General features: G+C 50.2%; 15 protein-coding genes. 6 read left to right on the forward strand and 9 right to left on the reverse strand.

Features of this window, described 5'->3' with window-relative positions; genetic code table 11:
- Positions 1 to 21: 21 nt before the first annotated feature.
- The 5 genes from JL719_RS22000 to hxlA form a co-directional block, all read right to left on the reverse strand.
- Positions 22 to 1,008: a transaldolase gene (locus tag JL719_RS22000; RefSeq protein ID WP_033159418.1), complete on the reverse strand. Its 987-nt coding sequence runs from the start codon at positions 1,006 to 1,008 to the stop codon at positions 22 to 24.
- Positions 1,009 to 1,293: 285 nt separating this feature from the next.
- Positions 1,294 to 1,977 carry a hypothetical protein gene (locus JL719_RS22005; protein WP_225892923.1) on the reverse strand — a complete coding sequence of 228 codons (684 nt, stop codon included), beginning with the start codon at positions 1,975 to 1,977 and terminating at the stop codon, positions 1,294 to 1,296.
- Positions 1,978 to 2,048: 71 nt separating this feature from the next.
- Complete coding sequence (tkt, locus tag JL719_RS22010; RefSeq protein WP_033157851.1) at positions 2,049 to 4,064, reverse strand: transketolase; 2,016 nt, start codon at positions 4,062 to 4,064, stop codon at positions 2,049 to 2,051.
- Positions 4,065 to 4,266: 202 nt separating this feature from the next.
- Positions 4,267 to 4,800: a 6-phospho-3-hexuloisomerase gene (gene hxlB / locus JL719_RS24195; protein WP_020483686.1), complete on the reverse strand. Its 534-nt coding sequence runs from the start codon at positions 4,798 to 4,800 to the stop codon at positions 4,267 to 4,269.
- Positions 4,801 to 4,803: 3 nt separating this feature from the next.
- Positions 4,804 to 5,451 (reverse strand): 3-hexulose-6-phosphate synthase, encoded by a 648-nt coding sequence (gene hxlA, locus JL719_RS24200; protein WP_033159179.1) that lies wholly within the window; start codon positions 5,449 to 5,451, stop codon positions 4,804 to 4,806.
- A 433-nt stretch (positions 5,452 to 5,884) separates the two neighbouring features.
- On the opposite strand from hxlA, the gene thpR reads away from it, so the two are divergent.
- Positions 5,885 to 6,391, forward strand: coding sequence for an RNA 2',3'-cyclic phosphodiesterase (thpR, locus tag JL719_RS22020; RefSeq protein WP_033159180.1), 507 nt, complete (start codon positions 5,885 to 5,887; stop codon positions 6,389 to 6,391).
- A gap of 23 nt (positions 6,392 to 6,414) precedes the next feature.
- A complete protein-coding gene (locus JL719_RS22025; protein ID WP_033159181.1) occupies positions 6,415 to 6,762 on the forward strand; it encodes a phenylpyruvate tautomerase MIF-related protein in 348 nt (115 codons plus the stop codon).
- An 87-nt stretch (positions 6,763 to 6,849) separates the two neighbouring features.
- Here JL719_RS22025 and JL719_RS22030 read toward each other — a convergent pair whose 3' ends face one another.
- The 4 genes from JL719_RS22030 to JL719_RS22045 form a co-directional block, all read right to left on the reverse strand.
- Positions 6,850 to 7,176, reverse strand: a complete 327-nt coding sequence (locus JL719_RS22030; RefSeq protein WP_033159182.1) for a ComEA family DNA-binding protein — start codon at positions 7,174 to 7,176, stop codon at positions 6,850 to 6,852.
- Between the two features lie 127 nt (positions 7,177 to 7,303).
- A complete protein-coding gene (gene cmoB, locus JL719_RS22035; protein WP_033159183.1) occupies positions 7,304 to 8,275 on the reverse strand; it encodes a tRNA 5-methoxyuridine(34)/uridine 5-oxyacetic acid(34) synthase CmoB in 972 nt (323 codons plus the stop codon).
- Positions 8,272 to 9,003 carry a carboxy-S-adenosyl-L-methionine synthase CmoA gene (gene cmoA / locus JL719_RS22040; RefSeq protein WP_033159230.1) on the reverse strand — a complete coding sequence of 244 codons (732 nt, stop codon included), beginning with the start codon at positions 9,001 to 9,003 and terminating at the stop codon, positions 8,272 to 8,274. The genes cmoB and cmoA overlap by 4 nt, the downstream gene beginning before the upstream one ends.
- Positions 9,004 to 9,066: 63 nt before the next feature.
- Positions 9,067 to 9,714, reverse strand: coding sequence for an MlaC/ttg2D family ABC transporter substrate-binding protein (locus tag JL719_RS22045; protein ID WP_225892924.1), 648 nt, complete (start codon positions 9,712 to 9,714; stop codon positions 9,067 to 9,069).
- A gap of 139 nt (positions 9,715 to 9,853) precedes the next feature.
- Here JL719_RS22045 and hemB point away from each other — a divergent pair, with 139 nt between their 5' ends.
- The 4 genes from hemB (at position 9,854) to JL719_RS22065 (ending at position 13,657) form a co-directional block, all read left to right on the forward strand.
- Positions 9,854 to 10,870 (forward strand): porphobilinogen synthase, encoded by a 1,017-nt coding sequence (gene hemB / locus JL719_RS22050; RefSeq protein ID WP_033159184.1) that lies wholly within the window; start codon positions 9,854 to 9,856, stop codon positions 10,868 to 10,870.
- 22 nt (positions 10,871 to 10,892) lie between these two features.
- Positions 10,893 to 11,468 (forward strand): hypothetical protein, encoded by a 576-nt coding sequence (locus tag JL719_RS22055; protein WP_033159185.1) that lies wholly within the window; start codon positions 10,893 to 10,895, stop codon positions 11,466 to 11,468.
- Positions 11,455 to 12,303 (forward strand): shikimate dehydrogenase, encoded by an 849-nt coding sequence (gene aroE / locus JL719_RS22060; protein WP_033159186.1) that lies wholly within the window; start codon positions 11,455 to 11,457, stop codon positions 12,301 to 12,303. The genes JL719_RS22055 and aroE overlap by 14 nt, the downstream gene beginning before the upstream one ends.
- Positions 12,304 to 12,376: 73 nt before the next feature.
- On the forward strand, positions 12,377 to 13,657 hold the full coding sequence (locus tag JL719_RS22065) for an HDOD domain-containing protein (protein WP_033159187.1): 1,281 nt from the start codon (positions 12,377 to 12,379) through the stop codon (positions 13,655 to 13,657).
- The last annotated feature ends 1 nt before the right edge of the window (position 13,658 follow it).

Raw genomic sequence — 13,658 nt, forward strand, 5'->3', positions numbered from 1 at the left:
CACTCGGCGGCTAGACCAAGATTAGGCTTCCAAGGCAGCCAAACGGTCCGACAACAATTTTTCCAGTGCTTCCAGCGCTTTGGCGAAACCATCGATACCTTCGGCCAATTTTTCTTTAGCCATCCGGTTTTCTTCATGCATGCGGTCAAAAGTGGCTTTGTCGACTGAAATTTTTTCGATTGAAGCTGTTGCTGCTTTGGCAGGATCCAGTTTGCGCGGCAAGTCACCCTCAACGGATTGCAACTCTGCCAATAAAGACGGCGCGATGGTCAACAAATCGCAGCCCGCCAATTCGGTGATCTCGCCGATGTTACGGAAGCTGGCGCCCATGACTTCGGTTTTGTAGCCGAATTTTTTGTAGTAGTTATAGACTTCGGTCACTGACAATACACCTGGATCTTCAGCAGGCGCATAAGAATCACGGCCTGTGTCTTTTTTATACCAGTCTAAGATACGGCCAACGAATGGTGAAATCAGTGTGATACCGTTTTCCGCACAAGCAATCGCTTGGTGCAAACCGAACAACAATGTCAGGTTGGTGTGAATACCTTCTTTTTCCAATACGGCGGCAGCTTGAATGCCTTCCCAGGTAGCAGCGATTTTAATTAAAACGCGCTCTTTGGAAATGCCTGCAGCTTCGTATTGAGCGATCAAGTCGCGACCTTTAGCGATGGTGGCTTCGGTATCGTAAGACAAACGCGCATCGACTTCAGTCGATACACGACCTTCGACGATTTCCAGAATTTTCAAGCCAAAAGACACGGCCAAACGATCAAATGCCAGGGTCACAACTTCTGCAGCCGAAGCAGCGGCACCCAATGTTGCTCTTGCACCTTTCAAAGTATCGTCAACAATTCCTTGATATTGCGGCATTTGTGCAGCAGCGGTGATCAAAGAGGGATTGGTGGTTGCATCGCGCGGTTTGAAAGTTTCGATCGCTTGAATATCACCGGTATCGGCGACAACCACAGTTATTTCACGGAGTTGTTCGAGTAAATTTTTTGCCATAGGATTATCCTCAGATGTGTTGTTAATTTTTCCCCCTCGTTTGAACCGAGCTTTACAAGCAAAAGATGTTCAGCAATTCTTGCAGGAGATTGATTTGCAAAAGAGTCCCTGGTGATGAAACTCTATTTTTAGCTATATTGATAAGACTGAATCGCCACTTGGCATATATTCAAAGCCGAAACACACGCTTTAAAACATACGAAGTGGCGATCATTTAAATCTACCGGTTCAGAGTTAACGCTTAACCCTTAAGTTCCAGCAATCAGCATCAGGAATCAGATGCTATTAAGCTTTATCACGTAAATACTTTTCCACGCCAGTCGCTTTCGCAGCGGCAGCTTCCCGATCTCTTACGATTTGCTTTGCCATGTATTTGGCAACACCGGTAGCAGGATTGGAATCTTGTTTTTCCAAGTATTTGGCAACGCCGGTTTTATTCGCACCCATTTTTTCCAGATACTTTTCAACGCCGGTTGCGCCAGATGCAACTTGGTAATCATCAGCTGAAGAACCTTTGGCACTTTTAGGCGATTTTTTGTTGTAGATAAAAAATCCGGCTACAGCCAACAAAATTAAACCAATGTAGGAAAAATCAGAGGACGCAGCCTTTTCTGTTTGTATCACATCTACCGCTGCTTCCGCAGAAGTTGTGGAGGCAGATGACGAGCTTGACGATTTAGCCGCAGTTGGTGCTGCAGAGCTGTGCTTGTAGTCAGCATCGCTGTATAACACTTTAGGTTGAAAATTCGTCGCTGGGAAAGCTGGATCCGCTTCAACTTCTTTTACAGCTGGTTTCGCTGCAGGTGCTGTGGCAGCCGCAGGGGCAGCTTTGCTGTCGTTATATTCAGGATTGGTATAAAGCACCTTTGGCTGATAATCAGCCGCCGGATAATCCGATCCCGCCATAGCTAAGGAACTGGTCAGCATTAGAGCTGCCATCACGCCTTTCGTTAATTCATTTCTTTTCACGTCTATCACCTATGCTGTTAGAAACGTGAGGCTTCGATCATTTAATCCAAACCTCACCTAAGTTTACAAAATTAAAGAACGGCTTCCACATTAGCGACGACATTGTCCACGGTAAAGCCGAACTCTTTGAAGAGCTGACCTGCCGGGGCCGATTCGCCGAAACGGTCCAATCCTACGACTCTACCCGCGCTGCCGGCGTATTTCCACCAGCTGTCGGTTACTCCCGCTTCTACTACCACGCGCTGGGTCACGCTTGGCGGCAATACGCTGTCTTTGTAAGCTTGATCTTGCGCTTCGAAGACGTTGGTAGACGGTAGTGACACCACGCGGATTTTTTTGCCTTTCGCGCTCAATGCGTCAGCGGCTTTCAACGCCAATTCCACTTCGGAACCGGTGGCAATGATGATCGCGTCCGGCGCGCCGTCGCTGTCTTTCAGGATGTAGCCCCCTTTGCTGATCGCGTCAATTTGTGCGGCGGTGCGAGGCACGTGCGGCAGGTTTTGACGAGAGAAGATCAGGGTGCTCGGTCCATCTTGACGTTCGATAGCGGCTTTCCAGCAAACGGCCGACTCGACGGCGTCGCAAGGACGCCAGACGTGCATGTTGGGAATCATGCGCAGGGTGGCGGTTTGTTCGACCGGTTGGTGGGTCGGGCCGTCTTCGCCCAGACCAATGGAGTCGTGGGTGTAAACGAAGATGGTCGGGATTTTCATCAACGCGGCCATGCGCAGGGCGTTACGGGCGTATTCCGAGAACATCAGGAAGGTGGCGCCGTAGGGTTTGAAGCCGCCGTGCAGGGTGATGCCGTTCATGATGGCGGACATACCGAATTCACGCACACCGTAGTAGGCGTAGTTGCCGTCGAAGCCCGGTTGGTTGACGTCTTTGCAGCCGGACCACAGGGTCAGGTTGGAGCCCGCCAAGTCGGCAGAGCCGCCCAGCAGTTCGGGCAACAAGGGGCCAAAGCCGTTCAAGGTGTTTTGTGAGGCTTTGCGGCTGGCGATGGTTTCGCCTTTGGCATCCACCGCAGCGATAAACGCTTTGGATTTTTCAGCCCAATCGGCAGGCAGTTGGTTTTTGATCACGCGACGTTCAAATTCGGCCGCGAGTTCAGGATGTGCGGCTTTGTAAGCGGCAAATTTGGCGTTCCAGGCGCTTTCCAGCGTGGCTCCTTTGGCGTTGGCATCCCAACCGGCTTTGATGTCAGCAGGAATGTCGAACGGCGCATGCGGCCAACCCAGGTTTTCACGGGTCAAGGCAATTTCAGCTTCACCTAAGGCTGCACCATGGCATTCTTCTTTGCCTTGTTTGTTCGGCGAACCGAAGCCGATGGTGGTTTGGCAGCAGATGATAGAAGGCTTGTCGGTGACTTTTTTGGCTTCTTCAATCGCGGCTTTGACGGCGTCGGGGTTGTGGCCGTCGACTTTAGGAATGACATGCCAGCCGTAGGCTTCAAAGCGTTTCGGAGTGTCGTCGAGGAACCAGCCGGCAACGTTGCCATGACCACGGACTTCGCCGTCGATGGAGATGTTGTTGTCGTCGTAGAAGGCGATCAGTTTACCCAGTTTCATGGAGCCGGCCAGGGAGCAGGCTTCGTGGGAGATACCTTCCATCAAGCAACCGTCACCCAGGAATACGTAGGTGTGGTGGTCGACGATGTCGTGACCGGGACGGTTGAATTGGCCGGCCAGGGTGCGTTCGGCCAAGGCGAAACCGACGGCATTGGTGATGCCTTGTCCCAAGGGCCCTGTGGTGGTTTCCACACCTTCGGTGTAACCGTATTCAGGGTGTCCTGGGGTTTGCGAGTGCAGTTGGCGGAACTGTTTCAGTTCTTCGATCGGCAGGTTGTAGCCAGCCAAGTGCAGCAAGGAATAAATCAGCATGGAGCCGTGACCGTTGGACAGGATGAAGCGGTCGCGGTTGGGCCATTTGGGGTTGCTGGGGTTGTGTTGCAGAAAATCATTCCACAATACTTCTGCGATGTCGGCCATCCCCATCGGGGCTCCGGGGTGACCGGAGTTGGCTTTCTGTACGGCGTCCATGCTAAGTGCGCGGATGGCGTTCGCTAAGTCTCGGCGCGAAGGCATGTTGGTCTCCTTTTTATTTTGTTATTTTAGTTGCGACATTCGATTACTCAAACATCACTCTGGCTGAGGCTGGTAAATACAAGGAAGACCAAAACCACACTCTCGTTCATTCAGACTGCTGGAATCGGTATCGCCTTGACACCCGAATGTAATGTAAAAAACCCGTGACCGAATTGCTCCGGCCACAGGTTTACACGCTAAGTTATTCCAAATTGGCGTGTCTTGATCTCATTTCTTCTTCTGCAATACCTTTGTCATGGATTACATGCGAAATTGTCGCTTCCAGGAAAAACAAGGTAGATAATTCAAACACAGTACCCATAGGCATGCCTTTGACTTTACCGTATTGTTCTGATCTGCCGATTTGCAAAGTGACATCAGCCATGTCGCCAATCGTTGAATCGTCCTTAGCCGAAATCAACACAATCTTTGCGCCGACTTCTTTGGCTTTTTTGGTAAAGGCAATCAACTGCTCGGTTTCACCGGAGCCGGAAATAATGATCAACAAATCGCCAGCTTTGATGCTTGGCGTAACAATTTCACCCACAACGCTAACGTCGTAGCCGCCATGCATCAAACGCATGGCAAAGAAATTGCCGACTAGCTTTGAACGGCCAGCGCCCGATATAAAAATGCGCTTAGCCTGATCCAGCATGTCCACCAAGGTTTTGTCATGCGAATCGGGTGTCGCTTCCAGAATCCCTGAGATTTTGTCAATAATTAACTGCTGATGCATGACTTATACCGCCGCCGCATCAACCAATTCACGGATTTCACGAGCTGCTTCAGCAGGTGAAGGAGCACCGTAGATAGCTGCACCAACAACGATGATATTAGCGCCAGCTTCAACGACTTGTTGTACAGTCGCTTGTTTGATACCGCCAGCAACAGAGATACGCACATTCAGACCCAAACGAGCGATATCGTTCAAATCGGTGAAAGGTGTATGACCGGCTGCTTGCGCGTCCAGACCAGTGTGAATACCAACGATTTGCGCGCCCAATTTGACAGACTCTCTTGCGCAGTCTGCTTTATCGGCCACGTTGATCAAGTCGATTTGAGTTTCAGCGCCGTGTTTTTTCGCAGCTTTGATAACGCCAGCGATAGTGGCCAAACCGGATACGCCCAATACGGTGCAGATGTCCGCGCCAGCAGCATAGAAAGCACCCGCTTCGTATTCGCCTGCGTCCATGGTTTTCAGGTCAACCAACAACAATTTGTCAGGGTAACGTTGTCTCAGTTCTTTAACCAGGTTGATACCGTTGTATTTAATGCAAGGAGTGCCGATTTCAAAAATATCGACATAGGGTGCTACTTGATCTGCCAACGCAACGGTTTGGTTGAAATCCAGTGAATCCAACGCCATTTGAATTAATGGTCTTGCCATGTGATGTGCTCCGAAAGTTTTAATTTTTAGTAATAGCCGATTCTTGCAAATTGCCACAACCCGCTAGGCTTGTCACGTACGTGTGATGCATTTGTAACTGTAAGGTAGAAATGGGATATATGTCAATGCTTAGCAACTGCGCGCAGCCTACAGGTTATGCGAACAAATTGTTACTAGACAAGTCCGCGGCGTAAGCTTAGGCTGAACAAAACCGCAGGCAAACCGAGCAAAATTCAATTTCAATTTTAGGATTCATCGCTTACGAACTGATAAATCTGGATATTTTTTTGGCTAATTGTCTATCCTCGCCGCAATAACACAGCATCCTTTAGCCTGATCACCAGCTCTCGACACCCAAATCGCCGCATTTTGCCTGCCATCGAAAAGATGAAAAAGTCATACCTCGATCTAATAACAACCGGAGAGGAACAGCTTGAAACGTCTCTTTTTTGCCTTATGGCCGGAACAAAACGCCAGGCAACAATGCGCGGCTTTAATCAGCCAACTAAACCGAACCGGAAAACCCGTTAAGGAAGCAAACTTACATGTCACCGTGTTGTTTTTAGGGAGAATTTCTGCAGAACAACAGGCCATAATCACCAGGGAGGCAGGAAAACTGCCAACACCGCTGATAACGTTAAATTTTGACCACCTGAGTTTCTGGAAAAAACCTGCCGTGCTATGCCTGACCGCCAGCCAATTCGATCAAAGCGTGTCGACATTAAACGAAAACTTGGCCCGCATAGCCAAACAACAAGGGATACCCATCGAAAACAGACTATTCAAGCCGCATGTCACTTTAGTTAAAAAGGCTAGTTCGGCAATCGATTTCGATTTCGCCCCCATACTTTGGCAATCAATAGGATTCTGCTTGGTAGAATCCTGCTCAGGTCCGGATGGCGTTGAATATCGAATTATCCAACGCTGGCCGGCAATTTAGCACCTCAAAACAGGAGACTGATCATGCCCTTTTTAAAATTGAACACCAACTCAGTGCTCGATACAGAACTGAAATCAAAATTGTTAGACGAACTATCACAACTGGTATCCAAAGAGACCGGCAAACCGGAGCGCTACGTCATGATTAGCATTGAGCAAAACGACGCCATGCTGTTTGCCGGCAGCACTACCCACTTGGCATATCTGGAATGCAAGAGCATTGGCCTGAGCAGTAGCCAAGCCAAAAACTTGTCTGCATCGATATGCCAATTGCTCAATACCCGGCTTTCAATCCCTCAGGATCGGATTTATATCGAATTCAGTAACTGTCCGGCTGATTTTTGGGGCTGGAACGGCTCGACATTTGGCTAAACTACCCGGACGTCGAATAAATACGATTCAGACAAAACAGACTCAATGAGTTGGCGCACCAAGCCCAAGCGCGCCAACTCAGTCGCCTTATTTTGATTTTTTAGGTTCTTGGGGCTTTTCCGGTTTCTCTGGCTTAGCAATTTTTTCAGCAGCAGCGGGAGCAGAATCCCCAAACAGAATATTCTTCTCATTCTGTTGGACGGTTTTCTCTCCAATTCCAGACACATTTTCCAGATCTTTCAATGTCTTAAAATCGCCATGCTCCTTACGGTATTGAACCACCGCCTCGGCCTTCTTCGGACCTATCCCGGTCAAAGCTTTGGAAATGGTTTCGGCATCGGCTTGGTTGATATTGATTGGCTCAGCAAATACGGCAAAAGAATACAGCATAAAAAGTACAAATAACTTTTTCATGGATTTTCTCCGATTGGATTTTAGGGCTGCCTGGACTAATCAGCACACACTAATCGGCTGACTTTTCAAGCTAGCCAATCTTAGCCTGTTCTTTAAATTTTACAATTCAAAAACAAAAATCCACTGATTAATCGGCGCTAGCCACAATCACAGCCCGAACCGGCGCCGGCAAGCCTTCACAAGTTAAATCCGGAGAATGCGGATCCAAAAATTCCGCCAAAGAATGAAACCGCATCCATTCGGTACTGCGCTGCTCCTCGACAGAAGTTTTGGAAACATCCGCTAGGCGAATATTTTTAAACCCGCAGCGGCGCATCCATAACATCAAAGCTGCGCAGCTCGGTAAAAACCACACATTGCGCATTTGCGCATAACGCCCCTCAGGCACCAAGACATGCTGCGCGTCCCCTTCAACAACCAGAGTCTCCAAAATCAATTCACCGCCAGCCCGCAAACAGCCCCTTAATTCCAGCAAATGATCGATGGGTGAGCGGCGGTGATACAACACCCCCATCGAAAACACCGTATCGAATAGCCCCATGTTGGGCGGCACATCTTCTATCCCCAGCGGCAACAGATAAATCGGCGCCTCACCGTGCAGCTTTCGGATAGCCTGGAACTGCATTACGCTGAGCAATGTCGGATCAATGCCAACCACCAATCGCGCTCCCGCACCGAGCATGCGCCAACAATGATAGCCGTTGCCGCAACCAACATCCAAAACCAAGCGATTTCGTAGCGGTGCGATCTGGTCTTTCACCCTGTCCCATTTCCAATCCGAACGCCATTCGGTATCGATGTCAATGTCGAAGATCCGATAAGGTCCTTTTCGCCAAGGATGCAACTGCATCAACTGTTCGCGCAAACCGGCCCGCATCTCATCGGAAATATCCTCTGCCTGACCTACTCTGACACTCTCCAACAAATCGACACTCGACGGCATCAAATCCGGCAAATCCTCTACCACCTGTTGCCAGCGCTTCAGATCGCCATGCGACGAATCCGCAAAAGCCGCCGCCAATTGCTCAGGCAAACGGTTTACCCAAACTTCGTCGCCGGCCGCCGCCAATGCTTGATAAAGACCTTGGTATAGCTTCATTTCAATGCAATCATCGAAGCGAAGTTGAAATACTGAAACCAAACTTCCGCGCTGGCGAAACCCGCCAACTTCAAGCGCTGTTGATGCGCGATAAAGGTTTCCGGAATCAGCACATTCTCCAAAGCGCTGCGCTTTTGGCTGATTTCCAGTTCGCTATAGCCTTGGGCTTTTTTAAATAAATGATGCATATCAATCTGCAAAGCCTGCTGTCTAACATCATCGAACGCCAGCTTTTCGGACAAAATCAAAATCCCGCCCGGTAACAAACCTTGATAGATCGTGGTCAAAAAAGCCTGCCGATCAGCCAGCGGAATAAACTGCAGCGTAAAATTCAGCACCACTACAGAGGCATTACTAATCGCAATATCGCGAACATCGGCACATAAAATTTCTATCTCGGCCCCACCGGATGCAACGGCCAGATTTTGCCGGCATTGCTCGACCATTGCAGCCGAACAATCCACGGCAACGATTCGGCAATTGTTAGTCGTGATTTGCTGATGCATAGCCAAGGTCGCCGCCCCCAACGAGCAGCCCAAGTCGTAGCAAACGCTATCTTGCTTGGCAAAACGCGCCGCCAATAGACCGATAGCCGAGATAATCGTGCTGTACCCGGGCACTGAGCGCTGGATCATGTCGGGAAAGACTTTGACGACAGTTTCGTCGAAAGCAAATGCGTTGATTTCGCCTAGCGGACTGGCGTACAGAGAGTCTTTAGCGGATTGCATACTGATGGTCATTCCCGGCTGCCCCTAAACGGCACACCCGGGAACACTAAGAGAGGGAAAAGCTTATGAATTATTTTTGCTGTTTAATGCTTCGGTATTGCGTTTAGCCAATTGGTTGATGACCTCTTGCAACGAACCGGTGCGCTCCACTTCGTTTTTGAAGCTAGTACGATAGTTGGTCACCAAACTGACGCCTTCGATCATGATGTCGTAAGCTTTCCATTGGCCTTTGACGTTCAGCATCCGATAGTTAACAGCGATAGGCTGCAAACCGGGTTGCAGCACTTCGGTTTTAATCAGGACTTTTCTTTCGTCTTCTTCCGGGGTGATCGGCAAAAACCGTACAGACCAGTCTTTAAACTCAAAGAAGGCTCGAGAGTAGGTTCTGATCAACAACACTTGAAACTCCTTTTTAAAGCTCTCCTTTTCCGCCGGCGAAGCATCTTTCCACATTTTTCCCAGCACCAGCGACGAAATCAGATCGAAATCCACATTCGGATAGATCACTTCCTGGACAAAGGCATTGATTTTTTGGAAATCATGCGGAAAGGCAGGATCCTGTAAGCGTTGCTTCAACTTGTTGGACGCATCCTCAATGGTGCGTTGCGGCTCGCTCAAATCGGCCGCGCTAGCGGGCAAGGACAAAAACATGCCGGCGAACAAGCTAAAAACCACAACAAATATAAAATGCATATGACGTTTGATATTCATAAAAACCATCTCAAAAAGGTATCGCCGGCTAATTTCAACCGCCTTCATTCGATACACTGCTAAAATAAAGGCCGAAGCGCTAACCCGGCTCCAGATTCCAGCCAGCCCATCGGGCCAGCGAGTACCCTATTATATTACTATGGAAGAGATGTCACACCCTAACGACTTTTTCCCGGCCACCCGGATGCGTCGCATGCGTTATCAGGCCTTTTCAAGGCGGCTGATGCGGGAAAATCGCTTAAGCAGCGACGACTTAATCTGCCCGCTATTTGTTATCGAGGGCAATAACAAACAAGAAGCCGTCACTTCCATGCCGGGCGTCAACCGATTATCCATCGACCTGGTGCTGCGCGAAGCCGAAACCTTATTAAATCTGGGCGTACCCGCCATTGCCCTATTCCCGGTAACGGATCCGAACAAAAAATCGTTAAGTGCGGAAGAAGCTTACAACCCTGACGGCTTGGCACAACGCTGCGTTCGGGCCTTGAAAGGCGCCCTACCGGAGCTCGGGATCATCACCGACGTCGCCTTAGACCCTTTTACCTCGCACGGTCAGGATGGATTGCTGAATGATCAAGGTTATGTCGTCAACGACGAAACCGTCGAAGTCCTTTGCAAACAGGCCTTGTCGCATGCCGAAGCCGGCGCCGACATCGTCGCCCCTTCCGACATGATGGACGGCCGCATCGGTGCGATCAGAGCCGTGTTGGAATCTCATGGCCATACCAACACCCGAATATTGGCCTATTCCGCCAAATACGCCTCCAGTTTCTACGGCCCGTTCCGCGATGCGGTCGGCTCGGCCGGTAATCTGGGCGGCGGGAATAAATACAGTTATCAAATGGACCCGGCCAATTCCGATGAAGCCTTGCGGGAAATTGCGCTGGATTTACGCGAAGGCGCCGATATGATCATGGTCAAACCCGGCATGCCCTATCTGGACATCATCCGCCGCGCCAAGGACCAATTCGGTGTACCGACCTTTGCTTATCAGGTCAGCGGCGAATATGCGATGCTGAAAGCCGCGTCGCAAAACGGCTGGCTGGACGAACAACAGGTGGTGATGGAATCCCTACTGGCATTTAAGAGAGCCGGCTGCGACGCGATACTGACTTATTACGCTAAATCCGCTGCCCAGTGGCTAAAACAACCATAACAACCAGACAAACGGACCCGGCATGAACGAAGACTTTGATTTTGATGACAGTCATTCGACTGACGATCCGCCCCAACAGCGCCGACGTTACTTCGGCCTGGAACAGGCGGTATTTATTCTGCTGGTCGTTTTATCGCTGACCGGCATCGCTATTACCGAATTCAACCCGCACGACGGCTATGGTTATTGGCTATTCATGGTGATCGTGTTTGGCATGCTGTCGATTTTCGTCTCCTGGCTACAAACCCGAACCAACGACAACGACTTTGGCGACATCGTCAAGGCCCAAGGGCTGCATTGGCTGCATACGCTGGTTGTGGTGATAGCCGCCGCATTGCTTAACAAATCCGAGCAGTTATCCGACAGAAGCGCCAGCCTGGTTATCTTGCTGATCCTGGCCTTAGCCACCCTGCTGGATGGCATCCGCATCGGCTGGCAATACAGCCTACTCGGTTTTTTCCTGGCAACCTGCGCGCTGATCGTGGCTTATTTCGAGAACTTTATGCCCATCAGTATAGGGCTGGGAGTGCTGGTGATAGCCTGCACTTTCCTCTGGGAATATTGGCGCAGCAAATACAGTACCGATGATGAAAATTGATAATTACGCGGTATTCGGCCAACCGATCAGCCACAGTAAATCACCGCGTATCCATAAATTATTTGCCGAACAAACCGGTCAACTGATGGACTATAGGGCCCAAGAGGTGCCTGCGGAAACTTTTGCCGCGGCTACCAGCCGTTTTTTTGCCGATGGCGGCAAAGGCCTGAATTGCACCGTCCCGCTCAAGGAACTGGCCTGGCAATATGCCGACCAACTGACGGAACGCGCTCGTCAAGCAAAAGCCGTCAACACCTTATTCCGCCAAGCGGACGACATCATTTTGGGCGACAACACCGACGGCATCGGCTTGCTTAACGACTTAACCATAAACCATGGCATCACACTGAAGGATGCCGAGATTTTGATTCTAGGGGCTGGAGGAGCCACACGCGGCATCGTCCCTCCCCTACTGGAACAGCAGCCGTCGGGATTGGTCATCGTCAATCGCAATGTGAGCAAAGCCCACGCAATTGCCGAGGATTTCGCGGCACTAGGCGCGGTGCATGCTTGCGATTACGCTAATCTTAAAGATCGCCAATTTGATTTGATCATCAACGCCACGTCGGCCAGCCTCAGCGGCGATTTACCACCTTTGCCGGCCGCACTATTGAAAGCCGGCGGCAGTTGCTACGACTTGGCTTACGCCAACCAAGCCACCGCATTTGTGACATGGGGCTTGGCGAATAAGGCCGCGCACAGCCTGGACGGCTTGGGCATGTTGGTAGAGCAGGCCGCCGAAGCGTTCTTTATTTGGCGAGGCGTGCGTCCACAAACCTCGCAGGTGATTGGCCTGCTAAACGCCGAAAGAGCATTAAACAACACGAACGGATGAAATTATTGACCGGGGCGATGTCCATGGTAACAATCTCCCCAAACCGCCCGCCATTAACGTTTACTGGAATACTATGAGTGGAATTAGAGCTTTTTTTGAAAAATCCCATGCTAAAGGCAAACCGCAGCGCGGAGGGCAACGCATTACGCCGGAAACTCTAAAACAGTTATTCCCCATCAGGAATTTAAGCGACGAGATATTACAAACTTTCGCCACTGAAAATCACGTCGAAACCCTGGCAGCCGGCAACACCTTGTTCAGCGTCAATCAACAGGCGACTTGCGCAATGTATTTGTTGCGCGGCACGGTGATTTTGGCCGATCACAACGGCAAAAGCTATGAAATATCGGCAGGCAGCGCACAAGCGAAATTCCCGATATGCAGCGGTATTAAGCACACCGCCACCGCCACCGCAAAAACCGAGATAGACCTGTTGCGGGTATCCCTGAAAATCATGCTGACGCCCAGCCGCCAAGACCACGGCAAATTATCTATTCCGGAAGAATTGCATCACAACCGGCTATTGAGCTTATTCGTCGAACATTTCGAAAATAACGACCACGAGATAGAAATCCCCTCATTACCCGAAGTGGCGATCAATTTGCGCAAAGCCATCCAAAGAGATGTCAACATCGACGAAGCCGTCAAGATTATCCAGCTTGACCCTGCCATCTCCGCAAAATTGATCGAAGTCGCCAATTGCCCGTTATACCTAACCAACGTGCCCGCGAAAAACTGCAAAGACGCGGTGGTGCGTATCGGCTTAAACGCCACACGCAACCTGGTAACGGCGCTGAGTATGAAGCAGATTTTCAAAAGCAAATCGCCGCTGATTAAAAATCATTTGGAAGATCTGTGGAAGCAAAGCCTTTATCTGTCCGGCCTCTGCCATGTACTGGCCAGCCACAGCATGCAGCAAAATCCGGAAAATGCCTTACTGGCCGGACTGGTCTGCGACATCGGCGTAATTCCCTTTCTAAGTTTTACCGCCAACTTACCACCCGAATACCATAATGACGCCGAAATCCTGGAAGCCATGCCCATCATCAAAGGCCCGGTCGGCGCCGTAGTGTTGAAGGAATGGGATTTTGCCGAAGAGTTCATCGACGTAGCCAAATCGTCCAGCGACTGGTTTCAAAACAGCGGCGATACCTTGACGGTGACCGATATAGTGGTCCTGTCCAGACTCCATGCCCTGATCGGCAAAACAGCGACCGCCGATTTGCCGGCGATTACCGCCATTCCGGCGGCGGCCAAATTGAAAAACTTCTCTTTGTCTCCGGAAAATACGCTGGCCATCCTGCACGATGCCAAAACTAAAATTCACGAAGCTTTGAGCATCTTTTCCTCCTAGC

Source organism: Methylomonas sp. LW13 (assembly GCF_016865255.1).
Classification (GTDB): Bacteria; Pseudomonadota; Gammaproteobacteria; order Methylococcales; family Methylomonadaceae; genus Methylomonas.

Coding starts and splice junctions, on each gene's coding strand:
- JL719_RS22000 (WP_033159418.1), bottom strand. CDS start 1,008: ATGGCAAAAAATTTACTCGAACAACTCCGTGAAATAACTGTGGTTGTC.
- tkt (WP_033157851.1), bottom strand. CDS start 4,064: ATGCCTTCGCGCCGAGACTTAGCGAACGCCATCCGCGCACTTAGCATG.
- hxlB (WP_020483686.1), bottom strand. CDS start 4,800: ATGCATCAGCAGTTAATTATTGACAAAATCTCAGGGATTCTGGAAGCG.
- hxlA (WP_033159179.1), bottom strand. CDS start 5,451: ATGGCAAGACCATTAATTCAAATGGCGTTGGATTCACTGGATTTCAAC.
- JL719_RS22025 (WP_033159181.1), top strand. CDS start 6,415: ATGCCCTTTTTAAAATTGAACACCAACTCAGTGCTCGATACAGAACTG.
- JL719_RS22030 (WP_033159182.1), bottom strand. CDS start 7,176: ATGAAAAAGTTATTTGTACTTTTTATGCTGTATTCTTTTGCCGTATTT.
- cmoB (WP_033159183.1), bottom strand. CDS start 8,275: ATGAAGCTATACCAAGGTCTTTATCAAGCATTGGCGGCGGCCGGCGAC.
- cmoA (WP_033159230.1), bottom strand. CDS start 9,003: ATGCAATCCGCTAAAGACTCTCTGTACGCCAGTCCGCTAGGCGAAATC.
- JL719_RS22045 (WP_225892924.1), bottom strand. CDS start 9,714: ATGAATATCAAACGTCATATGCATTTTATATTTGTTGTGGTTTTTAGC.
- hemB (WP_033159184.1), top strand. CDS start 9,854: ATGGAAGAGATGTCACACCCTAACGACTTTTTCCCGGCCACCCGGATG.
- JL719_RS22055 (WP_033159185.1), top strand. CDS start 10,893: ATGAACGAAGACTTTGATTTTGATGACAGTCATTCGACTGACGATCCG.
- aroE (WP_033159186.1), top strand. CDS start 11,455: ATGATGAAAATTGATAATTACGCGGTATTCGGCCAACCGATCAGCCAC.
- JL719_RS22065 (WP_033159187.1), top strand. CDS start 12,377: ATGAGTGGAATTAGAGCTTTTTTTGAAAAATCCCATGCTAAAGGCAAA.